The organism is Alicycliphilus sp. T452, assembly GCF_054512775.1.
In genome coordinates, this window is the sequence record NZ_JBTNEH010000007.1 from 114,485 (window position 1) to 136,191 (window position 21,707).

The 21,707-nt window shown below is 69.8% G+C and carries 21 protein-coding genes and 1 pseudogene; 14 read left to right on the forward strand and 8 right to left on the reverse strand.

Annotated features, from left to right (window positions below):
* The first annotated feature begins 100 nt into the window (after window positions 1–100).
* The 10 genes and pseudogenes from ACX12L_RS08455 to ACX12L_RS08500 all read left to right on the forward strand — a co-directional run bounded on the left by ACX12L_RS08455 (window position 101) and on the right by ACX12L_RS08500 (window position 13,079).
* A complete protein-coding gene (locus ACX12L_RS08455) occupies window positions 101–1,066 on the forward strand; it encodes a Bug family tripartite tricarboxylate transporter substrate binding protein (RefSeq protein WP_459262231.1) in 966 nt (321 codons plus the stop codon).
* A gap of 172 nt (window positions 1,067–1,238) precedes the next feature.
* Window positions 1,239–1,622, forward strand: a complete 384-nt coding sequence (locus ACX12L_RS08460; protein ID WP_459262232.1) for a cupin domain-containing protein — start codon at window positions 1,239–1,241, stop codon at window positions 1,620–1,622.
* Complete coding sequence (locus tag ACX12L_RS08465; protein WP_459262233.1) at window positions 1,619–2,794, forward strand: acyl-CoA dehydrogenase family protein; 1,176 nt, start codon at window positions 1,619–1,621, stop codon at window positions 2,792–2,794. The genes ACX12L_RS08460 and ACX12L_RS08465 overlap by 4 nt, the downstream gene beginning before the upstream one ends.
* Window positions 2,795–2,837: 43 nt before the next feature.
* Window positions 2,838–3,728 (forward strand): LysR family transcriptional regulator, encoded by an 891-nt coding sequence (locus tag ACX12L_RS08470; protein ID WP_459262234.1) that lies wholly within the window; start codon window positions 2,838–2,840, stop codon window positions 3,726–3,728.
* On the forward strand, window positions 3,725–4,756 hold the full coding sequence (locus ACX12L_RS08475) for a homocysteine S-methyltransferase family protein (RefSeq protein WP_459262235.1): 1,032 nt from the start codon (window positions 3,725–3,727) through the stop codon (window positions 4,754–4,756). Before ACX12L_RS08470 ends, ACX12L_RS08475 begins: the two co-directional genes overlap by 4 nt.
* A 109-nt stretch (window positions 4,757–4,865) precedes the next feature.
* Window positions 4,866–7,586 carry a magnesium-translocating P-type ATPase gene (gene mgtA / locus ACX12L_RS08480; protein WP_459262236.1) on the forward strand — a complete coding sequence of 907 codons (2,721 nt, stop codon included), beginning with the start codon at window positions 4,866–4,868 and terminating at the stop codon, window positions 7,584–7,586.
* Between the two features lie 55 nt (window positions 7,587–7,641).
* Entirely contained in the window at window positions 7,642–9,303 is a 1,662-nt protein-coding gene (locus ACX12L_RS08485) for an isovaleryl-CoA dehydrogenase (RefSeq protein ID WP_459262237.1), read from the forward strand.
* Between the two features lie 99 nt (window positions 9,304–9,402).
* A pseudogene (locus ACX12L_RS08490) lies at window positions 9,403–10,605 on the forward strand (threonine ammonia-lyase); the annotation flags it as partial.
* Between the two features lie 89 nt (window positions 10,606–10,694).
* Window positions 10,695–10,856 carry a hypothetical protein gene (locus ACX12L_RS08495; protein ID WP_459262238.1) on the forward strand — a complete coding sequence of 54 codons (162 nt, stop codon included), beginning with the start codon at window positions 10,695–10,697 and terminating at the stop codon, window positions 10,854–10,856.
* 354 nt (window positions 10,857–11,210) lie between these two features.
* Window positions 11,211–13,079 carry a phosphoenolpyruvate carboxykinase (GTP) gene (locus ACX12L_RS08500; protein WP_459262239.1) on the forward strand — a complete coding sequence of 623 codons (1,869 nt, stop codon included), beginning with the start codon at window positions 11,211–11,213 and terminating at the stop codon, window positions 13,077–13,079.
* Between the two features lie 139 nt (window positions 13,080–13,218).
* Here ACX12L_RS08500 and ACX12L_RS08505 read toward each other — a convergent pair whose 3' ends face one another.
* Entirely contained in the window at window positions 13,219–13,659 is a 441-nt protein-coding gene (locus ACX12L_RS08505; RefSeq protein ID WP_459262240.1) for a hypothetical protein, read from the reverse strand.
* A gap of 125 nt (window positions 13,660–13,784) precedes the next feature.
* Here ACX12L_RS08505 and ACX12L_RS08510 point away from each other — a divergent pair, with 125 nt between their 5' ends.
* The 3 genes from ACX12L_RS08510 (at window position 13,785) to ACX12L_RS08520 (ending at window position 16,154) form a co-directional block, all read left to right on the forward strand.
* On the forward strand, window positions 13,785–14,756 hold the full coding sequence (locus ACX12L_RS08510) for a LysR family transcriptional regulator (RefSeq protein ID WP_459262241.1): 972 nt from the start codon (window positions 13,785–13,787) through the stop codon (window positions 14,754–14,756).
* 26 nt (window positions 14,757–14,782) lie between these two features.
* Window positions 14,783–15,628, forward strand: coding sequence for a metallophosphoesterase (locus ACX12L_RS08515; protein ID WP_459262242.1), 846 nt, complete (start codon window positions 14,783–14,785; stop codon window positions 15,626–15,628).
* Between the two features lie 103 nt (window positions 15,629–15,731).
* Window positions 15,732–16,154, forward strand: coding sequence for a universal stress protein (locus tag ACX12L_RS08520; RefSeq protein ID WP_459262243.1), 423 nt, complete (start codon window positions 15,732–15,734; stop codon window positions 16,152–16,154).
* Here the strand turns inward: ACX12L_RS08520 and ACX12L_RS08525 are convergent.
* Window positions 16,102–16,758: a TetR/AcrR family transcriptional regulator gene (locus ACX12L_RS08525; protein ID WP_459262244.1), complete on the reverse strand. Its 657-nt coding sequence runs from the start codon at window positions 16,756–16,758 to the stop codon at window positions 16,102–16,104. The genes ACX12L_RS08520 and ACX12L_RS08525 overlap by 53 nt on opposite strands.
* Window positions 16,759–16,840: 82 nt before the next feature.
* On the reverse strand, window positions 16,841–17,623 hold the full coding sequence (locus ACX12L_RS08530) for an alpha/beta fold hydrolase (RefSeq protein WP_459262245.1): 783 nt from the start codon (window positions 17,621–17,623) through the stop codon (window positions 16,841–16,843).
* Between the two features lie 84 nt (window positions 17,624–17,707).
* Between ACX12L_RS08530 and ACX12L_RS08535 the strand changes: the two genes are divergently transcribed.
* The gene (locus ACX12L_RS08535) at window positions 17,708–18,268 is read left to right on the forward strand and encodes a flavin reductase family protein (RefSeq protein WP_459262246.1); all 561 of its coding nucleotides are present in this window, start codon (window positions 17,708–17,710) and stop codon (window positions 18,266–18,268) included.
* A gap of 15 nt (window positions 18,269–18,283) precedes the next feature.
* On the opposite strand, the gene minE is transcribed toward ACX12L_RS08535, so the two are convergent.
* The 5 genes from minE to ACX12L_RS08560 all read right to left on the reverse strand — a co-directional run bounded on the left by minE (window position 18,284) and on the right by ACX12L_RS08560 (window position 21,707).
* Complete coding sequence (gene minE, locus ACX12L_RS08540) at window positions 18,284–18,547, reverse strand: cell division topological specificity factor MinE (protein WP_459262247.1); 264 nt, start codon at window positions 18,545–18,547, stop codon at window positions 18,284–18,286.
* A gap of 6 nt (window positions 18,548–18,553) precedes the next feature.
* The gene (minD, locus tag ACX12L_RS08545) at window positions 18,554–19,369 is read right to left on the reverse strand and encodes a septum site-determining protein MinD (protein ID WP_459262248.1); all 816 of its coding nucleotides are present in this window, start codon (window positions 19,367–19,369) and stop codon (window positions 18,554–18,556) included.
* Between the two features lie 50 nt (window positions 19,370–19,419).
* Entirely contained in the window at window positions 19,420–20,181 is a 762-nt protein-coding gene (minC, locus tag ACX12L_RS08550; protein WP_094436093.1) for a septum site-determining protein MinC, read from the reverse strand.
* A gap of 168 nt (window positions 20,182–20,349) precedes the next feature.
* Window positions 20,350–20,553, reverse strand: coding sequence for a hypothetical protein (locus ACX12L_RS08555; RefSeq protein ID WP_459262249.1), 204 nt, complete (start codon window positions 20,551–20,553; stop codon window positions 20,350–20,352).
* On the reverse strand, window positions 20,550–21,707 hold the full coding sequence (locus tag ACX12L_RS08560) for a PepSY-associated TM helix domain-containing protein (RefSeq protein ID WP_459262250.1): 1,158 nt from the start codon (window positions 21,705–21,707) through the stop codon (window positions 20,550–20,552). The genes ACX12L_RS08555 and ACX12L_RS08560 overlap by 4 nt, the downstream gene beginning before the upstream one ends.

Genomic DNA, 21,707 nt, shown 5'->3' on the forward strand with positions numbered 1-21,707 from the left:
CCATTCGCAAATCGAATTCATTGGTCCGCTTATTGAATTGGACATGAATCGCTGACTCCATCACCATTGGCGCGCAACCAACTATTACAGGAGACAAGCCATGAAGACCATCCTGCGCGCCACGCTCGCCGCGTGCGCCCTCGCCATCGGCGCCACGGCGGCCCTGGCGCAGGCCTACCCCAATGCGCCCGTGACCCTCGTCGTGCCCTTCGCGGCCGGCAGCGGCACCGACTCGGTGGCGCGCGCCGTGGCCTCGGGACTGGCCGCGCGGCTCAAGCAGCCGGTGATCGTGGACAACAAGCCCGGCGCCAACGCCCAGGTGGCCGCGCAGTTCGTCGCCAAGGCCAAGCCCGACGGCTACACGCTGTTCATGACGACGAACACCTCGCACTCGGCCAACCCCGCGCTGTACAAGAGCCTGAAGTACGACCCGATCAAGGACTTCACGCCCGTGGCGCGCGTGGGCGAGCTGCCCTTCGCGCTGGCCGTACACCCCGCGCTGCCGGTGAAGACGCTGGCCGAGCTGCTGGACTACGCGCGCGCCAACCCGGGCAAGCTGAGCTACGCCACGCCCAACAGCACCTCGCTGGTGGCCATGGAGAGCATCAAGCACATCGCCAGGATCGACGTGCTGGGCGTGCCCTACAAGTCCAGCCCCCAGGCCATGACCGACCTGGTGGGCGGCCAGGTGCAGGTGTACGTGGCCGACCTGGGCTCAGGCATGGGCATGCTCAAGACCGACAAGGTGCGCACGCTGGGCATCACCACGGCCGAGCCCACGCCGCTGCTGCCGGGCGTGCCGCCCATCGGCAAGACCGTGAAGGGCTTCGACCTGACCTCGTGGAACGGCATCTTCGGCCCCGCGGGCCTGCCCCCGGCCGTGGTGCAGCGCCTGAACACCGAGCTGCAGGCCGTGCTGGCCGACAAGGATCTGCAGGACAAGCTCGCGCAGATCGGCTTCCAGGTCTGGCCCAGCAAGACGCCCGAGGAATTCGCCCAGTACGTGGCCGGCCAGCTCACGCACTGGCGCACGCTGATCCAGCAGGCCGGTATTCAACCCGAATAAAAATGCGACACCCCCCTGAGCGGCTGCGCCGCTTCCCCCTTCTCTCACGCTGCGCGTGGGAAGGGGGACGCCACCAGTGCTGCGGGGCGGCCCTTGCACGGTGGCCCTCGCATGGAGCGCGCCAGTTTCACCGGCTGCTGACAGTGCGCAACGCAATAGAGAAAGACCCCGCATGACCACATCCCGCTACCTGGTGCGCGCCGCCGACGTGCCCAGCTACCAGCCCGCCAACCACCACCACACGCACAACCAGCGCCTGATCGGCCCCGAGACCGTGGGCGCACGGCAGATGGAGGTGCTGCTGGGTACGCTGCACAAGGGCGGCGGCGCGCTGCCGCACGCCCATCCCGGCATCGAGCAGGCCTGCTACCTGCTCGAAGGCACGGCCCGGGCCCAGGTGGAGGACGAGGCCTTCGACATGGTGCCGGGCGACATGTGCTTCTTCCCGGCCGACAAGATGCACGTCTTCACCGTCACCAGCGACCAGCCCGTCAAGCTGCTCGTGATCTACAGCCCGCCCTACGGCGAATCGCCCGACAAGGTAATCCGACCATGAACTTCGCACTCACCCCCGAACAGGAACAGATCAAGGCCGCCATCGAGCGCGTCTGCGCGCCCTTCGACGCCGACTACTGGCTGAAGAAGGACCGGGAAGGCGGCTTCCCGCACGACTTCCACCAGGCGCTGGCCGAGTCCGGGTGGCTGGGCATCGCCATGCCCGAGGAATACGGCGGCGCGGGCCTGGGGATCAGCGAGGCCGCGCTGATGATGCACACCATCTCCGCCACGGGCGCGGGCCTGTCGGGCGCGTCGGCCGTGCACATGAACATCTTCGGCCTGCACCCCGTGGTCGTCTTCGGCACCGACGAGCAGAAGAAGCGCTGGCTGCCGCCGCTGATCCAGGGCAAGGACAAGGCCTGCTTCGGCGTGACCGAGCCCAACGCGGGCCTGAACACCCTGAAGCTGCAGACGCGCGCGGTACGAAGCGGTGGGGGCGAGGGCGACCACTACGTGGTGCACGGGCAGAAGGTCTTCATCTCCACCGCCCAGGTGGCCAACAAGATCCTGCTGCTCACGCGCACCCGGCCGGCGGAGGAGTGCAAGGGCACCGAGGGCCTGACGCTGTTCTACACCGACCTGGACCGCAGCAAGATCGACGTGCACGAGATCGAGAAGCTGGGCCGCAAGTGCGTGGACACCAACCAGCTCTTCATCGACGGCCTGCGCATTCCCGTGGAGGACCGCGTGGGCGAGGAGGGCAAGGGCTTCTCCTACATCCTGCACGGCATGAACCCCGAGCGCATCCTGATCGCCGCCGAGGCCGTGGGCCTGGGCCGCGCGGCCCTGGCGCGCGCGGCGGGCTACGCGGCCGAGCGCGAGGTGTTCGGCCGCCCCATCGGCAAGAACCAGGCCATACAGCACCCGCTGGCCGAGGCCTGGATGGACCTGGAGGCCGCGCACCTGATGGTGCAGAAAGCCGCCTGGCTGTACGACCAGGGCGCCAACTGCGGCGCCGAGGCCAACGCCGCCAAGTTCCTCGGCGCCGAGGCGGGCTACCGCGCCTGCGAGCGCGCCATCTTCACGCACGGCGGCATGGGCTACGCCAAGGAATACCACGTGGAACGCTACATGCGCGAGTCGTGGATCCCGCGCCTGGCGCCCGTGAGCCCGCAGCTCATCCTGTGCTTCATCGCGGAGAAGGTGCTGGGCCTGCCCAAGTCGTATTGAGGACATCCTCCTGAGCGGCTGCGCCGCTGGCATCATGTCCTGCATGAAACTGCACCAGCTGCGCTACTTCGCCGTGCTGGCCGAGGAACTGCACTTCGGCCGCGCGGCCGAACGCCTGGCCATCACGCAGCCGCCGCTGTCCTCGGGCATCAAGGCGCTGGAGAACGAACTGGGCGTGCGGCTGTTCGAGCGCAGCAGCAAGCACGTGGCCCTGACGCCCGCGGGCCACGCCTACCTGGCCGAGGTGCGCGCGGTGCTCGACCACGTGGCGCGCGCGGGCGAGACGGCGCGCGCCGTGGCCGCGGGGCTGCAGGGGCGGCTGGACATCGGCTTCACGGGCTCCATGGTCTACCGCGACATGCCGCGCATCGTGGGCGCCTTCGGGCAGCGCGCGCCAGGCATCGAGGTGAACCTGCGCGAGCTGTCCTCCAGCGAGCAGATCGACGCCCTGCTGCACCGCCAGCTGCACGCCGGCTTCATCAACGCCGCCGCCGTTCCGCCGGGCCTGCTCTGCCGGCCGCTGGCGGCGGACCATTTCGTCTGCTGCCTGCCGCAGGGGCATGCGCTCGCGCACGGGGCCAGCGTCGCGCTGCCCACGCTGGAGCAGGAGAGCTTCGTGATGTTCGCGCGCGACGTCGCGCCCGCCAACCACGACAACGTGATCGCGCTGTTCCAGCGCGCCGGCATCCACCCCCGCACGCGCCACGCGGCGCGCCAGTGGCTCACGGTGGTGTCGCTCGTGGCGCTGGGCATGGGCGTGGCGCTGGTGCCGGCGTCGCTGGCCCAGGCGGGCGTGCAGGGCGTGTGCTTCCTGCCCATCGCGGGGCTGCACCACCCCACCGTGGGCGTGCTCGCCTGGCACGAGGGCACCGACGCGCCCGCGCTGCGGGTCTTTCTGGAAAGCGCGGAGCCCTTTCTACAATCGGGCCCATGACCCTGCCCCACTACACCCGCGCCCAGCAGCTGCCCGCCATCCTCGAACGGCGCATCGCCATCCTCGACGGCGCCATGGGCACCATGATCCAGCGCTTCAGGCTCACCGAGGAGCAGTACCGGGGCGAACGCTTCAAGGACTTCCCGCGCGACGTGAAGGGCAACAACGAGCTGCTCAGCCTCACGCGGCCCGACGTGATCCGCGACATCCACGAGGGCTACCTCGCCGCTGGCGCCGACCTCATCGAGACCAACACCTTCGGCGCGACCAGCATCGCGCAGGACGACTATCACATGGGTGATCTGGCCTACGAGATGAACCTGGAGAGCGCGAAGCTGGCGCGCGCGGCCTGCGACAAATTCTCGACGCCGGACAAACCCCGCTTCGTGGCCGGCGCGCTCGGCCCCACGCCCAAGACGGCCAGCATCAGCCCCGACGTGAACGACCCCGGCGCGCGCAACGTGACCTTCGAGCAGCTGCGCGCGGCCTACCTGGAGCAGACGCTCGCGCTCATCGCGGGCGGCGCCGACGTGCTGCTGGTCGAGACCATCTTCGACACCCTGAACGCCAAGGCGGCCCTGTTCGCCATCGACGAGGCGTTCGAGCAGACCGGCGAATGCCTGCCCATCATGATCAGCGGCACGGTGACGGACGCCTCGGGCCGCATCCTCTCGGGCCAGACCGTGACGGCCTTCTGGCACAGCGTGCGCCACGCCAGCCCGCTCTCGATCGGCCTGAACTGCGCGCTGGGCGCGGCGCTGATGCGCCCCTACATCCAGGAACTGGCCAAGGCCGCGCCGGACACCTTCATCAGCTGCTACCCCAACGCCGGCCTGCCCAACCCCATGAGCGACACGGGCTTCGACGAGACGCCCGAGGTCACGAGCCGCCTGGTGCACGAGTTCGCCGCCGAGGGGCTGGTGAACATCGTGGGCGGCTGCTGCGGCACCACGCCGGACCACATCGGCGCCATCGCGCGCGCGGTGGCGCCGGTGGGCGCGCGCAGGCTGTTTGCGGCCGTGTCCTGAAGCAGCACGCCGCGCCTGCATACGGGGTTTTGATCCATCATCGCGGGGTGTCGGCCGGACAAGGGCCTGCGTCCCGACGGGTTCGGGACGGGGCGTTCAGGAGCCCCCCATGCACCCCAACATCCCGAGAGAGGTCTTCGCCGGTTTCCTGCGCACGCGCCGCATGGTGCGGCACTTCAGGCGCCGGGCCCTGCTGGAGACCCTGGGCCGCACCGGCGTCAGCCGGGAACTGCCCGCGGCGCAGTCCGGGGCACTGGCCGCGGCGGCAAACGCCGATGCCGCGGCCCTGCTGCGGCAGCTCGGCAGCGCCGAGACCGGCCTGACCGAGGCCCAGGCCGGTGCCATCCGCGAGCGCGCGGGCCCCAACGAGGTGGAACACGAGAAGCCGCTGCCCTGGTGGGTGCACCTGTGGCACTGCTTTCGCACCCCGTTCAGCCTGCTGCTGACGCTGCTGGCCGCCATCTCGCTCTTCACCCGCGACATGAAGGGCGCCCTGGTGATAGGGGCCATGGTGGTGCTGGCCACCCTGCTGCGCTTCTGGCAGGAGGGCCGGTCCAGCAAGGCGGCCGACGCGCTCAAGGCCATGGTCGGCAACACGGCGACGGTGCTGCGCGGCAGCATGCCCGAAGGCGCCGGCGCGCGCCGCGTGGAGCTGCCGATAAGGCTGCTGGTGCCCGGCGACCTGGTCGTGCTGTCGGCCGGCGACATGATCCCGGCCGACTGCCGCGTGCTCGCGGCCAAGGACCTGTTCGTGGCGCAGGCGGCCCTGACCGGCGAGTCCATGCCGGTGGAGAAGTCGGCCGCCCGGCGCGGCGCGGGCGCCGGCAGCCCGCTGGAACTGGACAACATCGTGTTCATGGGCACCAACGTCGTGTCCGGCTCGGCCACGGCCGTGGTGCTGGCGACGGGCAACGGCACCTACTTCGGCGCCCTGGCCGGCCGCGTCATCGCCACCGACCGCGCGCCCACCTCGTTCCAGTCGGGCGTGAACAAGGTCAGCTGGCTGCTCATCCGCTTCATGGCCGCGATGGCGCCGCTGGTGTTCTTCATCAACGGCTTCTCCAAGGGCGACTGGCTCGAGGCCCTGCTGTTCGCCCTGGCCATCGCCGTGGGCCTGACGCCCGAGATGCTGCCCATGATCGTGACCTCGACGCTGGCCAAGGGCGCGGTGTTCCTCTCGCGCAAGAAGGTCATCGTGAAGCGGCTGGACGCGATCCAGAACTTCGGCGCCATGGACGTGCTGTGCACCGACAAGACCGGCACGCTGACGCAGGACAGGATCTTCCTGGCGCGCCACGTCGATGCCTGGGGCGAGGAGTCCGGCGACGTGCTGGAGCTGGCCTACCTCAACAGCTACTACCAGACGGGCCTGAAGAACCTGCTGGACGTGGCCGTGCTGGAGCACGCCGAGGTGCACCGCGAGCTCGAACCCGCCAGGAACTTCCGCAAGGTCGACGAAATCCCGTTCGACTTCGAGCGCCGCCGCATGTCGGTGGTGGTGGCCGAGCACGACGCGCACCACCTGCTCATCACCAAGGGCGCGGTGGAGGAAGTCCTGGCCGTGTGCACCCGGGTGCGCCACGGCGCGGCCACCGAGTCCCTGACGCCCGTGCTGCTGGAGCGCATCCGCGCCGTGACGGCCGGGCTCAACGAGGAAGGCCTGCGCGTGGTGGCCGTGGCCGCCCGGCAGGGGTCGCCCACGCAGGACGTCTACGGCCTGGCCGACGAAAGCGCCCTGGCCCTGGTCGGCTACGTGGCCTTCCTCGACCCGCCCAAGGACTCCACGGCCGCGGCGCTGAAGGCGCTGGCCGGACGCAGCGTGGCCGTGAAGGTGCTGACCGGCGACAACGAGCTGGTGGCCGTCAAGATCTGCCGCGAGGTGGGCCTGGCGCAGCAGGGCGTGCTGCTGGGCGGCGACGTGGAGCGCATGGGCGACGAGGAGCTGGGCCGGGCCGTGGAGCGCCACAACCTCTTCGCCAGGCTCACGCCCCTGCACAAGGAGCGCATCGTGCGCCGGCTCAAGGCCAACGGGCACGTGGTGGGCTTCATGGGCGACGGCATCAACGACGCGCCGGCGCTGCGCGCGGCCGACATCGGCATCTCGGTGGACAGCGCGGTGGACATCGCCAAGGAGGCCGCCGACATCATCCTGCTGGAGAAGAGCCTGATGGTGCTGGAGCAGGGCGTGCAGGAGGGCCGGCGCACCTTCGCCAACATGCTCAAGTACATCAGGATGACGGCCAGCTCCAACTTCGGCAACGTGCTGTCGGTGCTCGCGGCCTCGGCCTTCATCCCGTTCCTGCCGATGCTGCCCATACACCTGCTGGTGCAGAACCTGCTGTACGACATCTCGCAGATCGCCATACCGTTCGACGACGTGGACGAGGAGCTGCTGCGCCGGCCGCTGCGCTGGCAGCCGGGCGACATAGGCCGCTTCATGGTGTTCTTCGGGCCCGTCAGCTCGGTGTTCGACGTCGCGACCTTCGCCATGATGTGGTTCGTCTTCGGCGCGCAGACGCCCGCGCAGCAGACGCTGTTCCAGTCGGGCTGGTTCGTCGTGGGCCTGCTCACGCAGACCCTGATCGTGCACATGATCCGCAGCCCCGGCCTGCCCTTCGTCCAGAGCCGCGCGGCCACGCCGCTGCTGGTGATGACGGGCGCCATCATGGCCGTCGGCATCTTCCTGCCCATGGGGCCGCTCGCGCACGTCTTCAAGCTGCAGGCGCTGCCGCCGCTGTACTTCGCGCTGCTGCCGGCCATCGTGCTGGGCTACATGGCAGCGACCCAGGCCATGAAGGGCATCTACCGGCGCCGCTGGGGCTGGCAATAAGCGGTAGTAGGTCTAGACTGTCCGCCGACAGGAACGCAGGCAAGGCAGGCGCACCATGGACTGGACCACCCACCACGTCTTCAACCAGTTTCCCGAGCTCCACGGCTACGACCCGCTGGCCACCGACCCGGCGCTGTGCGAGGCGCTGGCGCGCACGGGCGCCGGCTGGGCCCGCCCCGCGCTGGACGGCTACGCCGCGCGCCTGGGGCGCGCCGAGACCTATGCGCTGGCCGAGCAGGCCAACCGCCACCTGCCCGAGTTGCGGCGCTTCGACTCGCGCGGGCGGCGCATCGACGCGCTGGAGTTCCACCCGGGCTGGCACGCGCTCATGGCGCTGTACCGCGGACAGGGCCTCGTGAGCCTGCCCTTCAGGGAGGCGCGCGCGGGCCGCTGGGCCGCCTGGGCCGCGGGCTTCTACCTGCACGGCCAGGTGGAGCAGGGCACGCTGTGCCCCGCGACGATGACGCAGGCCGCCATCCCCCTGCTGCAGAAGGAACCGGCGCTCTGGACGCAGCTGCAGGAGCGCCTCTACAGCGACGCCTACGACGCGCGCGACCTGCCCGCGGCGGACAAGGCCAGCATCTGGCTCGGCATGGGCATGACGGAGAAGCAGGGCGGCTCCGACGTGCGCGCCAACACCACCGTGGCCACCCCCGTGGGCGCGGGCGGGCGCGGCGGCGAATACCTGCTGCGCGGGCACAAGTGGTTCTTCTCGGCGCCGCAATGCGACGCCCACCTGGTGACGGCGCGCGTGCAGGAGGGCGGCCCGTTCGCATGCTTCTACGTGCCGCGCTGGCGCCCCGACGGCAGCCGCAACGCGGTGCGCGTGCAGCGCCTGAAGGACAAGCTGGGCAACCGCAGCAACGCCAGCGGCGAGGTGGAGTTCGAGGACGCCTGGGGCGTGCTCATGGGCGAGGAGGGCCGCGGCATCCCCACCATCATCGAGATGGCCGGCTACACGCGCCTCAACTGCGTGGCGGGCAGCGCCGCCATCCTGCGCCAGGCGACGGTGCAGGCCATCGCCTATGCGCGCCAGCGCCACGCCTTCGGCAAGGCCCTGGCGGAGCAGCCCCTGATGCGCGCCGTGCTGGCCGACCTGGCGCTGGAGAGCGAGGCCGCCCTGGTGCTGCTGATGCGCCTGGCCGAGGCCTTCGAGCGCGAGGGCGACGGCGATCCCGCCCAGCGCGCCTGGAAGCGCGCCATGACGCCCGCCGCCAAGTTCTGGGTCTGCAAGCGCGCCGTGGAGCTGACGGGCGAGGCCATGGAGGTCTTCGGCGGCAACGGCTACGTGGAGGACGGCGTGATGGCGCGGCTGTTCCGCGAGGCGCCCGTCAACTCCATCTGGGAGGGCTCGGGCAACGTCATGTGCCTGGACGTGCTGCGCGCCCTGGCCCGCGAGCCCGAGGCCGCCCGCGCCCTGCTGGCCGAACTGCAGCCCGCCGCGCAGGGCGAGCCGCGCATCGCCGCCGCGCTGCAGGGCCTGCAGGCGCTGCTGGCCACCCCGCCCGACCGGCTCGAAGCCCTGGGCCGCGTGCTCGCGCAGCGCCTGGTGCTCGTGGCCCAGGCCTGCCTGCTGCGCGCGCACGCGCCCGCCTGCGTGGCCGACGCGTTCATCGCCACGCGCCTGGGCGACGGCGGCGCGGGCCGCGTGGCGGGGGCCATCGACACGCATGGCCTGGATGTGGGCGCCATCCTGGCGCGCGCCTTTCCCGCCTGAAACGTCATTCACAGTCAAAATGGCCTCCAACGCTTGCCAGTCAAGCGTAACCAGCTCTTCTATCAATAGCTAACCCAGGCGCGTGCTGCGCGACAATCCACCATGCTTTCCATCCAAGACATCCAGGACGCCGCCGTCCGCCTGCGCGGCCAGGTGCTCGACACCCCCTGCGTGGAATCACGCACGCTCTCCCAGGTCACGGGCGCGCAGGTGTTCCTCAAGTTCGAGAACCTGCAGTTCACCGCCTCGTTCAAGGAACGCGGCGCCTGCAACAAGCTCAGCCAGCTCACCCCCGAGGAACGCGCGCGCGGCGTCGTGGCCATGAGCGCCGGCAACCACGCCCAGGGCGTGGCCTACCACGCGCAGCGCCTGGGCCTGCGCGCGGTGATCGTCATGCCGCGCTTCACGCCCGGCGTGAAGGTGGAGCGCACGCGCGGCTTCGGAGCCGAGGTGGTGCTGCACGGCGACACCCTGGAGGAAGCGCACCGGCACGCCCACCTGCTCGCCGGGCAGCAGGGCCTGACCTTCGTGCACCCCTACGACGACGAGGCCGTGGCCGCCGGCCAGGGCACGGTGGCGCTGGAGATGCTGGCCGAGCAGCCCGACCTGGACACGCTGGTCGTCTCGGTCGGCGGCGGCGGACTGCTGGCCGGCATGGCCACGGCGGCGCGCGCCCTCAAGCCGGGCCTTGAGATCGTGGGCGTGCAGACGGCGCGCTTTCCGGCCATGGTCAATGCCGTCAAGGGCACGCAGCACGAGCAGGGCATGTCCACGATCGCCGAGGGCATCGCCGTGGGCCAGCCCGGCCAGATGACGCGCGAGGTGATCGCCCGCCTGGTCGACGACCTGCTGCTGGTGCAGGAGGGCGACATAGAGCAGGCCGTGCTCATGCTGCTGGAGATCGAGAAAACCCTGGTCGAGGGCGCGGGCGCGGCCGGCCTGGCCGCCCTGGTGCGCTACCCCGAGCGTTTTCGCGGCAGGAAGGTCGGGCTGGTGCTCTCCGGCGGCAACATCGACCCGCTGCTGCTGGCCGCCATCATCGAGCGCGGCATGGTGCGCTCCGGGCGCCTGGCGCGCATCAAGGTCAGCGCGCGCGACGTGCCCGGCGTGCTGGCGCGCATCACCGCCACCGTGGCCGAGGCCGGCGCCAACATCGAGGAAGTGCACCACCAGCGCGCCTTCACCCTGCTGGCCGCGCAGAACGTGGAGATCGAGCTGGTGCTGCAGACGCGCGGCAAGGCCCATGTCCAGCAGGTGCTGGAGCAGCTGCGCGCCGCCCACATGGAGGCCGAGCTGCACTGACCCCGGGTAAGGCCCGTGGGCCGGGCCGGGCGCTGCCGCTACACTTGGCAGGGCTTTCAGGCACCAGAACCCACAGAGGAGACCACCACATGGCACACGAACACCACATCGCACCCAACGCCGCCGACGTCGAGGCGGCCACCGCGACCGATCCCACCGAAACCGTGGTGAACCTGATCCCCGTGGTGCTTCCCGCCGCGGGCGCGGCCATGATCTTCCTGCTGGCCCTGATCGCAGTCTCCATGGCCTGACGCATCCCCGCGCACGCACCACCCGGGCCCCGCGATGCGGGGCCTTTTCGTTGGAGCCTCCGGCGCACGGCCCGAATTTTCAATGCATAACCTTATGTGTTTTTTGCATTGTTTTGCCACTTGTTCAGCAGACAAATTCCGGGCGACTTCATAAAATCTTCAATTCAGCCGAACTGCGCATCGAACTTGCGCACGCGTGCCCTCCCCTGTGGCGGCACCCCCGCACCCGCCAGGCGACTGAGTCCCAAGCCGTTTTTTCAAAGGCAGCGCGCAAACGGGTCCGGCGCGCCCCTGCGCCATGCGCCCCGGTTCGCTTCCTTTGAAAAGACCGTTTTCAACTTCAGGAAGCCCCCGATGAACGCACCCTCCATGCAAGGCCTGAGCCTGCAGGCCCCCGCCTATGTCAAGAATGCCCGCCTGATCGCCTGGGTGGCCGAAATGGCCGCCCTGTGCAAGCCCGCCGCCATCCACTGGTGCGACGGCAGCCAGGAGGAATACGACCAGCTGTGCCAGCAGCTGGTCGATGCCGGCACCTTCAAGAAGCTCAACCCCGCCAAGCGTCCGGGCAGCTACCTGGCCTGCTCCGACCCGTCGGACGTGGCCCGCGTCGAGGACCGCACCTTCATCTGCTCCGAGAAGAAGGAAGACGCCGGCCCCACCAACAACTGGATGGCCCCGGCCGAGATGCGCGCCACGCTGCAGCCGCTGTTCGACGGCTGCATGGCCGGCCGCACCATGTACGTGATCCCGTTCTCCATGGGCCCGCTGGGCAGCCCGATCGCCCATGTGGGCGTGGAGCTGTCCGACAGCGCCTACGTGGCCGTGAACATGAAGATCATGACGCGCATGGGCCGCGCCGTGTACGACGTGATCGGCACCGACGGCGAATTCGTGCCCTGCATGCACACCGTGGGCGCGCCGCTCAAGGCCGGCGAGAAGGACCAGACCAACTGGCCCTGCAACCCCCAGGTCAAGTACATCGTTCACTACCCCGAGACGCGCGAGATCTGGTCCTACGGCTCGGGCTACGGCGGCAACGCCCTGCTGGGCAAGAAGTGCCTGGCGCTGCGCATCGCCTCCACCATGGGCCGCGACCAGGGCTGGCTGGCCGAGCACATGCTGATCCTGGGCGTGACCAACCCCGAGGGCAAGAAGTACCACGTGGCCGCGGCCTTCCCCAGCGCCTGCGGCAAGACCAACTTCTCCATGCTGGTGCCGCCGAAGGCCTTCGAAGGCTGGAAGGTCACCACCATCGGCGACGACATCGCCTGGATCAAGCCCCAGCCCGACGGTTCCCTGCGCGCCATCAACCCCGAGGCGGGCTACTTCGGCGTCGCTCCCGGCACGAACTACCACACCAACCCCAACTGCATGGCCAGCCTCGACAAGGACGTGATCTTCACGAACGTCGCGCTGACCGACGACGGCGACGTGTGGTGGGAAGGCATGGAAAAGGACACCGGCGTGGTCCCCGGGCACCTGATCGACTGGCAGGGCCGCGACTGGACGCCGCAGATCGCCAAGGAAACCGGCGCCAAGGCCGCCCACCCCAACGCCCGCTTCACCGTGGCCGCCACCAACAACCCGGCCCTGGACGAGGCCTGGGACGACCCCAAGGGCGTGAAGATCGACGCCTTCATCTTCGGCGGGCGCCGCTCCACCACCGTGCCGCTGGTGACCGAGGCGCGCACCTGGACCGAGGGCGTGTACATGGCCGCCACCATGGGCTCCGAGACCACCGCCGCCGCCTTCGGCGCGCAGGGCGTGGTGCGCCGCGATCCCTTCGCCATGCTGCCCTTCATGGGCTACAACATGAGCGACTACTTCCAGCACTGGCTGGACCTGGGCGCCAAGATCGCCGGCCAGGGCGCGGCCCTGCCCAGGATCTTCACGACCAACTGGTTCCGCAAGAACGCCGAGGGCAAGTTCGTCTGGCCTGGCTACGGAGAGAACATGCGCGTGCTCAAGTGGATGATCGACCGCATCGAAAGCCGCGCGCAAGGCCTGGAAACGGCCTTCGGCATCGCCCCCGCATTTGCCGAAATCAACTGGAACGGCCTGGAATTCAGCACCGAGCAGTTCGAGAGCGTGACCAGCATCGACAAGAGCGTCTGGGCCGAGGAACTGAAGCTGCACACCGAGCACTTCGACAAGCTCGCCCACCACCTGCCCCAGGAACTGCTGGCCATCAAGGCCGCCCTGGAAGAGCGCCTGGCCGCCTGACGGCCGTTCATCCGCGCCAACCCCGCACCCCGCATCGGGTGCGGGGTTTTTTATTGTCAGAGGCACACGCACACGCAAAAAAACAGGGCACCCGCAGGTGCCCTGGCATGGCTGGCGCGGCCCCGGCGGGCCGGCGCTGTCAGCGATAGCGGCGTGTGTCCTCGACGGCGATGCCATTCATGGCACGGCTCAGGTCGGCCATGATGCGCGCATCGTGCAGCGCGGCGTTCCAGGTCCGCTCGTCCTCGGCCTCGCGCCGGCGCGCATCGGACCAGGACTTGGCCGCGCCGCGCAGCAGCACCACGGCGCGGCGCGCCGGCGCGGCCAGCAGCGCCATGCCCACGAAGGCGATCAGCCACAGCAGCATCCAGCCGGCCAGCAGATGGCCGTCGCCCCAGGTATCCACCATCTCGTTGGCCACGACCAGCAGGGCCGCCACCAGGGCCGCGAGCAGCAGGGAGGCTCCGTTGCGCGTGGGATCGAAGCGGGTGGCGCTCTGGCGCAGATGGCTCACGGCACTCTCGATGCGCGCAACGCCTTGGTGCTCGCGGGGAAGATCGATAACTGCAAATTTCGTCATGATGTAAAACCTCGATGCCGCTTGCGGCAAAACTGCCTGGCAACGGGGCGATACTAGGGTTAACCCTAGATTATGTCCAATTAATATATTGAATCATCCATATTCATGATCGTAATGATTAGGACATGCACCCGCTGAACTTCCGTACGCTGGACCTGAATCTGCTGCGCGTCTTCGACGAGGTCATGGCCGAGCGCAACCTCACGCGCGCGGCCGAGAAGCTGGCCATCACCCAGCCGGCGGTGAGCAATGCGCTGCGCCGCCTGCGCGAGGCCGTGGGGGACGAGCTGCTCGTGCGCAGCGGCCATGGCGTGGAGCCCACACCGCGGGCCCTGGCGCTGTGGCCCGCAGTGCGCCAGGCCCTGGGGCAGCTGCAGGAATCGCTGGCCCCCGGCGGCTTCGAGCCGGCATCGGCCCAGGCCACGTTCGTGCTGGCCATGGCCGACGCCACCGGCGCCACCCTGATCCCGCCGCTCATCGAGATCACGGAGCACGAGGCGCCCGGCATCTCGCTGCGCGTCATACCCCTGACCACGCGCGACCCGCGCCGCCTGCTCGACGACGGGACCATCGACATGGCCGTGGGCTATTTCCCGGCCGCGCTGGCCGACCTCACGGCCCGCGCCCAGGCCGACAACCTGGTGGCCCACGAAAGCGTGCGCCTGTACGCCAGCCAGTACGTGTGCGTGATGCGCGCGGGCCATCCGCTGGCGGATGCGCCGCTCTCGCTGGACCAGTACTGCGCGGCGCACCACCTGCTCGTGAGCTTCTCCGGCAAGCCCTATGGCTTCATCGACGAGGCGCTCGCCGCCCTGGGGCGCGAGCGGCGCATCGTGCTCACCGTGAACCAGTTCTTCACCGCCGGCCGCGTCGTGGCCACCACCGACCTGCTCACCGTGCTGCCGCTGCACTTCGTGGGCCTGGCCGACGTGGGCGGCGACCTGGTCTGGCGCCCGCTGCCCATGACGCTGCCCGCCGTGCACGTGGACGCGCTGTGGCACCGCCGGCGCCTGCACGACCCGGCCCACCGCTGGCTGCGCGAGACCATTGCGCGCGCGGCCCGCAACACGCCGACGCCCATCACGCTCCGCGACTGAATGCGATCCACACGCCACGCCAAACCATGAAGCTGCAGCTGCTGTCCGACCTGCACCTCGAAGTCCACCCCCATTTCAGCCCCAGCCCCGCGCCCGGCGCCGACGTGCTGGTACTGGCGGGCGACATAGGTTCTTACCAGCCCGGCTCGCAGCTCGCCGACGGCGACTTCGGCCTGGCGCGCTTCTCGCCGCTGCCGCAATATGCCGGCTGGCCCACGCCAGTGGTCTTCGTGCCGGGGAACCACGAGTACGACGGGCAGGACTTCGATGCCGCGCACACGCGCCTGCGCCACACCTGCGACCGCCTGGGACTGATCTGGCTGGAGCGCGAGAGCGTGGTGCTGCAGGGGGTGCGCCTGGTGGGCACCACGCTGTGGAGCGACTTCGACGCGCTGGCCGGGCATGGCGCCGGCGCCTCCCCGGGCCAGCGGCTCAAGCTGCGCGAGAAGGCCTTCCGCGCCGCCGACTTCTATCTGCGCAAGACCGGCGGCACGCGGCGCGGAGAGCCCTTCCTGGCGGCGCAGCTGCGCGAGCAGGCGCTGGCATGCCAGGCCTGGCTGCGCGAGGCCCTGGAGCAGCCATTCGATGGCACAACGGTAGCAATTACTCACTTTGCTCCCAGCCTGCGCAGTGCTGACCCGCGCTACGGCATGACGCCCGGCACCGCGGGCTTCTGCAATGCCCTGGACGACTGCCTGCCCCACGCCCGGCTGTGGCTGCATGGCCATCTGCACGCCCCGAGCGACTACCTGGCCAGCGGCACGCATGCCGACGGCAGGCCCTGGAGCTGCCGCGTGGTGGCCAACCCGCTGGGCTATGCACGCAAGGGCGAGCAGGCCGCATTCCAGCCCCACTGCGTGCTCGCCGTATGATGCGCAAGGTCTCGCGAGACCCATTGGCGCGCGGCATGACAAAGGTCAAGACAACAGGTGCAGGCGCAGATTAGTCTGACAACCCGTTTACGGAGTACTACGAATGAACATCCTGCTCGCTGTCGACGGCAGCACTTACACCAAGAAAATGCTGGCCTACCTAGCCGCGCACGACGAGATGCTTGGCAGCTCGCATACGTACACGGCCATCACGGTGCAGCCGCAGCTGCCCCCGCGCGCGCGCGCCGCACTGGGCAAGGAAACGGTGGACAGCTACTACGCCGACGAGGGCGAGAAGGTGCTCTCGCCCGTGGTCAAGTTCATGGGCCGCCATGGCGTGCAGCCCAAGACCATGATCAAGGTCGGTCCGGCCGGCGAGACCATCGCCAAGGTGGCCGAATCGGGCAAGTACGACCTCGTCGTCATGGGCACGCACGGCCACGGCTCGCTGGGCAAGCTTGTCATGGGCTCGGTCAGCACCCAGGTGCTGGCCAACTGCACCGTTCCGGTGCTGCTGGTGCGCTGACCAGGCCGCCGAGGCAGGTGGCGACGGCCCAGTCGAGGATCTGGGCGTCGCCATGGCCACGCTCGCGCAGCATGGCCAGCATGGGGTCGGTCGAGCGCGCAAGCAGTGCGCACAGGATCACCTCGGGCGGCAGCTCGCGCCGCAGCTGCGCGGCGGCCTGGGCCTCGGCGATCCAGCCCAGGATGCGCGCATGCACCTCCTCCATGGACGCCCGGTAGGCATCGCAGGTGCGCAGCGCCTGGGCCAGCGCGGAGTTGCGGCCGGGCAGCAGCGGCGTCTCGTCGCCCAGCTGCAGTTCGAGCAGCCAGCGCAGCAGGGCCTGCAGCCGCAGCAGCGCCGGCAGCCCTGCGGGCAATTCGTCCAGGAAACGCTGCAGGCGCCCCACCACATGCACCATGGCGGCCGCGCACAGGTCGTCCTTGCCCGCGAAGTGCTTGTACAGGCTGGCCTTGGCGATGCCCACGGCGCAGGCCACCTCGTCCACGGTCATGGTCTCGAAGCCCTTTTCGCCCAGCAGCCGGCTGGCGGCCTCGACGATGGCATCCTCGCGCGCGCGGTGCATCTGCGCCTTGAAGGAGGGCCTGGGCTGCGGCAGCATGTTCATGCAAGGCATGTTAGCCAGACTGGGATAACCCCAAAAACCCTGCGCCGCGACAGACCATCCTGCGCCCCGGGCCGGGACGGCTTCAATGAAGAACCTGGGGAGACGCGGCCAGGAACTCCAGCAGCGCGCCCTCGAAACCCTCGGGGTCCTCCAGCTGCGGCCAATGGCCCACGCCGGGCAGCAGCACGGCGCGCGCGTCGGGCAGCACATGGGCCAGGGCCAGCAGCGCCTCGGGCGGGGTGCAGCGGTCCTGCTCGCCGCCGATGAGCAGCGTGGGCACATGCAGCCGCGCCAGGTCCGGCGCGCGGCGCGCGAAGACGGTGAGCGCCTGCAGCGCGCGGCGGTAGGTGGCGGCATGCACGCGTCCCATGGCGTGGCGCGCCAGTTGCAGCCCCTCGGGCAGGGCATCGGCGCCGGCGTCGCGCGCCACCAGGCGTTCGGCCAGCCGGGCCATGTCCATCCCCTGCTCCAGCGCCGCAAGGCGCGGCGCCACCCAGGCGGCGGTGGCCGCCGCATCGAGCGCCGGACCGCCCGCGCACAGCACCAGCCGCCGCACCCGCATGGGCGCGCGCAGCGCCAGTTCCAGCGCCAGCATGGCCCCGAAGCCGTGGCCGACCAGCGTGGCCTCGCCGCACCGCAGCGCGTCCAGCAGCAGCAGGCAGCGCTGGGCCAGCCCCTTGAAGCCGTAGGGCTCCACCGACGCGCTGCGGCCGTAGCCCGGCATGTCCCAGGCGACGGCACGGTAGCCGGCGGCGGCCAGGGTTTCGAGCTGGGGCGCGAAGCTCAGGTGATCGCCGTCGGCGTCGTGCAGCAGCAGCACGGCGGGGCCGCTGCCCAGGAGGGAGAAGGTGGGTAGCAAAGACATGGTTGGCACGCCGGCCTGCAGGCTTGTGTCCGCGGACCGATAATAGCCCTCCGCCGTCTGCTGCACGCGCTATGTCTTTGTTTCGTGAACAGTTCCCTGCCCCACCCTGCCGCCGCCCTGCCCCCCTGCTTTTCGCCGCGTGAATTCCGCGACGCGCTGGGCATGTTCGCCACGGGCGTGACCATCGTGACCGCCCTCGGCGAGGACGGCGAGCCGATCGGCATGACGGCCAATTCGTTCAACTCGGTGTCCCTCGACCCTCCGCTGGTGCTGTGGAGCCTGGCGCACAAGGCTTCGTCGCTGCGCGGCTTCGGCATGGCGAAGCATTACGCCATCCACGTGCTGACCGTGGAGCAGCGCCCGCTGGCCGAACGCTTTGCCACGCGCGGCATCGACCGCTGGAACGGCGTGGCCCACCGTCCGGGCCTGCACGGCGCGCCCCTGCTGGAGGGCACGGCCGCGGTGTTCGAATGCTTCAATCGCAGCCAGTACGTGGAGGGCGACCACACCATCTTCGTGGGCGAGGTGGAGCGCTGCAGCCACCTGGACGGCGCCTCTCCCCTGCTCTACCACGGGGGCGTGTTCTATACCGAGCACCCGCTGGGCCGCCTGTCGGCCACTGCGGCGGGCCCCATGGGCAAGTAGGCCGAAGCGGGCTTGCTACTTGGCCGCCTCGGGCAGCTCGATCTTCACTTCGAGCACTTCCAGGTCGTCCTGGCGCTCGAAGTGCACCTTGAGGTCGTCGGCGTTGATCTTCACGTACTTGGAGATCACCGCCACCAGTTCGCGCTGCAGCGCGGGCAGGTAGTCGGGCTTGCCGGCGTTGCGGCCGCTGCGCTCGTGCGCCAGGATGATCTGCAGGCGCTCCTTGGCGACCGCGGCGGTCTTCTTCTTCTCGCCGAGCAGAAAGGACAGCAGGGACATGGCCGCTTACCTCCCGCCGAAAATGCGCTTGAAGAAGCCGGGCTTGGCCGCGTCGGTGAAGCGCAGGGGCTTGTCCTCGCCCATGAAGCGCGCCACCACGTCCTTGTAGGCCTCGGACACGTCGGTGCCCGCCAGGTGGATGGCCGGCAGGCCCTGGTTGGAGGCCTGCAGCACGCTCTCGGACTCGGGGATCACGCCGATGAGCTTGATGCGCAGGATGTCCTGGATGTCCTCCAGGCCCAGCATCTGGCCGTCCTGCACGCGGTTGGGGTTGTAGCGCGTGATCAGGAGGTGTTCCTTGATGGGCTCCTTGCCTTCGATGGCGCGGCGGGTCTTGCTGCCGAGCATGCCCAGGATGCGGTCGGAGTCGCGCACCGAGGACACCTCGGGGTTGGTCACCAGCAGCGCCTCGTCGGCGAAGTGCATGGCCATGAGGGCGCCGCTCTCGATGCCGGCGGGCGAGTCGCAGACGATGTAGTCGAAACCCATGCCCGCCAGGTCCTTGAGCACCTTTTCCACGCCCTCCTGCGTCAGCGCGTCCTTGTCGCGCGTCTGGCTGGCGGCGAGCACGAACAGGTTCTCGCACTGCTTGTCCTTGATCAGCGCCTGGTTGAGGTTGGCCTCGCCCTGGATCACGTTGATCAGGTCGTACACCACGCGGCGCTCGCAGCCCATGATGAGGTCCAGGTTGCGCAGTCCGACGTCGAAGTCGATGACGGCGGTCTTGTGGCCGGCGAGCGCCAGGCCCGATGCGAAGGCGGCACTGGTGGTGGTCTTGCCCACGCCCCCCTTGCCGGAGGTCACGACGACGATTTTGGCCATGTTCTGAGAAGTCCTTGCGTTGCTGTCTTCGAAATGAATGATCGGGTGGCTTACAGCGGCTCGATGAGCAGCTTTTCGCCATCGAGCCGCACCTGGGCCGGCTTGCCGCGCACGTTGTCGGGCAGCTCGGTCTCGGTGGTGCGGTAGATGCCTGCCACGGAGACCAGCTGCGGCTCCAGGCAGGTGGTGAAGATGCGGGCGCTGGTGTCGCCGCGCGCGCCGGCGATGGCACGCCCGCGCAGCGGCGCATAGACATGGATGTTGCCGTCGGCGATCACCTCGGCGCCGAAGCTGACCACGGCCATCACGACCAGGTCGGAGCCGCGCGCGTAGACCTGCTGGCCCGAACGCAGCGGCTTGTCCACCACCAGCGCGCCGGGCGCGCTCGCCTGCACGGGCACTTCGACCTGCACTTCGCGCACGACCTCGCGGACCACCTCGCGCACGGCGCCGCTCTCGCGCGGCTGCGCGCGCGCCGCGGGCACGTCGGGCGCGGCGATCAGGCCTGCGGCATGGGCGGCGGCCATCTGCGCGGGGCTGCCGCCGCGCACGGCCACGGGCTGGGTGCGGTGGCTGCGCAGCGCCTGCACCAGCGCGGCGAAGTCGATGGGCTGCTCCTCGCCCTGCACGGCCGACAGGTCGATCAGCACCGGGTCGTTGTCGAAGAACTCGGGGTCGTCGGCCCTGCGGGCGGCCAGTTCCGCGGCAACGGCGGAAACGTCGGCGGTCTTGAGCACCAGGGCCACCACGGACAGCTGGGCGCTCTTGAGGTCTAGATGGGTGCGGGCCTGGCCCGCCGTGTCAACGGCCATGAAGCGATGGGGGTGGAAAAAAGGCGCCGCGCGGCGGCTCCTCGAAGCCGCAAAGTGTACCCGGCAGCCGCGCCGGCGGCTGCATCAGGAAGTGTCTCGGAACGTGTCCGCGGCCTTTTCACGGGACACGCATGGCGGCCCGAAGCCGCCCGTCGGGCGCGATCGCCGTCAGCGTGCGCGCCAGGCCCACGCCACGGCCGCCGCCGGCGTGGCGAGCGCGAGCCAGGACAGCGCATCCCACACGCCGTCGCCGACCAGCGCCGAGACGAGCCCGACCGCGGTCGCCAGGCCGAGCAGGAGGGGAACGCGGAAGATCTCCGCGGCGGTCTGCGCCTCGTCGGTGCGGGCGCCGCGCCCGTGCTTCGTCGTCATGTCTTGGCCTCCACCGCCGCCACGGGCGCCAGTTCTGCATCCGGTTCCGCCTCTGCGCCCGGCACGGGCGCCGCCCTGGGCTTGCGCAGCCACAGGTACAGGCCGCTGCCGAGCACGACGATGGCCGCGAGGTCGAGCAGCGTCCAGAGAATCTTGAGCGGCAGTCCGCCGTAGTCGCCGAAGTGCAGCGGCTGCGACAGGAACAGCGTCTTGACGTACCACGGCATGTCGCGCGAGGCGGTCAGCACGCCGGTCTGCGCGTCCACCAGCGCGGGCTTGAGCAGGCGCGACGTGACCGGCGTGCCGCCCTTGAGGAAGAAGGTGTAGTGGTGCGGGCTGGAGAACGCCGTACCCGGAAACGCCACCAGGCGCACGGCCATGTCGGGCGCGGCGGCGCGGGCCGCCTCGATGGACTTTTGCAGGTGCGCGGGGCGGGTGACCGGCGGCAGGCCCTTGTAGGGCGCGGTCATCTCGGCCATCTGGTCCTGCTGCCAGATCGCCAGGATGATGCGGTCCAGCGTGTTGATGCTGCCCGTGATACCGACCACCGTGAGCCACACCACGGTGACGATGCCCAGCAGGTTGTGCCAGTCGAGCCACCGGATGCGGGCGCTGCGCCGCGTGCGCAGGGCGCCGAAGCGCAGGCGGCGCATGAACGGGTAGTACAGCACCACGCCCGAGACGATGGCCACCACCATCAGCAGGCCCATGAAGCCCAGGAACAGCATGCCCGGCAGGCCCGCGAACATGTCCACGTGCAGCTTGAGCATGACGTACATGAAGCCTTCGTTGGTCCTGGGCTCGTCGAGCACCTGCGCGGTGCGCGAGTCCACCACGACGGCGTTGTTCTCGTCGGGCGGCGCGTCCACACGGCTGGCCATGGACACGTAGGTGAGGTGGGGGTGCTCCTCGGGGTCCCAGAACATGTAGCGGATCACGTCGTCCGGCCGGCGCTCGCGCGCCGCCTGGGCGATGCGGTCCATGCTGGCCTCGGGCGTGCCCTCGGGCATGGGGGCGGCCTCGACCGCGCCGGACAGGTGCTCGATCTCCTCGTGGAAGATCAGCGGCAGCCCCGTCAGGCACAGCAGCAGCATGAACGCGGTGCAGACCAGGCTGCTCCACTTGTGGACCCAGGTCCAGGCGCGCGTGGACAT

What these genes read in the sequence shown, in the direction of transcription:
- ACX12L_RS08455 (WP_459262231.1), top strand. Translation starts at nt 101, where the DNA reads ATGAAGACCATCCTGCGCGCCACGCTCGCCGCGTGCGCCCTCGCCATC.
- ACX12L_RS08460 (WP_459262232.1), top strand. Translation starts at nt 1,239, where the DNA reads ATGACCACATCCCGCTACCTGGTGCGCGCCGCCGACGTGCCCAGCTAC.
- ACX12L_RS08465 (WP_459262233.1), top strand. Translation starts at nt 1,619, where the DNA reads ATGAACTTCGCACTCACCCCCGAACAGGAACAGATCAAGGCCGCCATC.
- ACX12L_RS08470 (WP_459262234.1), top strand. Translation starts at nt 2,838, where the DNA reads ATGAAACTGCACCAGCTGCGCTACTTCGCCGTGCTGGCCGAGGAACTG.
- ACX12L_RS08475 (WP_459262235.1), top strand. Translation starts at nt 3,725, where the DNA reads ATGACCCTGCCCCACTACACCCGCGCCCAGCAGCTGCCCGCCATCCTC.
- mgtA (WP_459262236.1), top strand. Translation starts at nt 4,866, where the DNA reads ATGCACCCCAACATCCCGAGAGAGGTCTTCGCCGGTTTCCTGCGCACG.
- ACX12L_RS08485 (WP_459262237.1), top strand. Translation starts at nt 7,642, where the DNA reads ATGGACTGGACCACCCACCACGTCTTCAACCAGTTTCCCGAGCTCCAC.
- ACX12L_RS08495 (WP_459262238.1), top strand. Translation starts at nt 10,695, where the DNA reads ATGGCACACGAACACCACATCGCACCCAACGCCGCCGACGTCGAGGCG.
- ACX12L_RS08500 (WP_459262239.1), top strand. Translation starts at nt 11,211, where the DNA reads ATGAACGCACCCTCCATGCAAGGCCTGAGCCTGCAGGCCCCCGCCTAT.
- ACX12L_RS08505 (WP_459262240.1), bottom strand. Translation starts at nt 13,659, where the DNA reads ATGACGAAATTTGCAGTTATCGATCTTCCCCGCGAGCACCAAGGCGTT.
- ACX12L_RS08510 (WP_459262241.1), top strand. Translation starts at nt 13,785, where the DNA reads ATGCACCCGCTGAACTTCCGTACGCTGGACCTGAATCTGCTGCGCGTC.
- ACX12L_RS08515 (WP_459262242.1), top strand. Translation starts at nt 14,783, where the DNA reads ATGAAGCTGCAGCTGCTGTCCGACCTGCACCTCGAAGTCCACCCCCAT.
- ACX12L_RS08520 (WP_459262243.1), top strand. Translation starts at nt 15,732, where the DNA reads ATGAACATCCTGCTCGCTGTCGACGGCAGCACTTACACCAAGAAAATG.
- ACX12L_RS08525 (WP_459262244.1), bottom strand. Translation starts at nt 16,758, where the DNA reads ATGAACATGCTGCCGCAGCCCAGGCCCTCCTTCAAGGCGCAGATGCAC.
- ACX12L_RS08530 (WP_459262245.1), bottom strand. Translation starts at nt 17,623, where the DNA reads ATGTCTTTGCTACCCACCTTCTCCCTCCTGGGCAGCGGCCCCGCCGTG.
- minE (WP_459262247.1), bottom strand. Translation starts at nt 18,547, where the DNA reads ATGTCCCTGCTGTCCTTTCTGCTCGGCGAGAAGAAGAAGACCGCCGCG.
- minD (WP_459262248.1), bottom strand. Translation starts at nt 19,369, where the DNA reads ATGGCCAAAATCGTCGTCGTGACCTCCGGCAAGGGGGGCGTGGGCAAG.
- minC (WP_094436093.1), bottom strand. Translation starts at nt 20,181, where the DNA reads ATGGCCGTTGACACGGCGGGCCAGGCCCGCACCCATCTAGACCTCAAG.
- ACX12L_RS08555 (WP_459262249.1), bottom strand. Translation starts at nt 20,553, where the DNA reads ATGACGACGAAGCACGGGCGCGGCGCCCGCACCGACGAGGCGCAGACC.
- ACX12L_RS08560 (WP_459262250.1), bottom strand. Translation starts at nt 21,707, where the DNA reads ATGTCCACGCGCGCCTGGACCTGGGTCCACAAGTGGAGCAGCCTGGTC.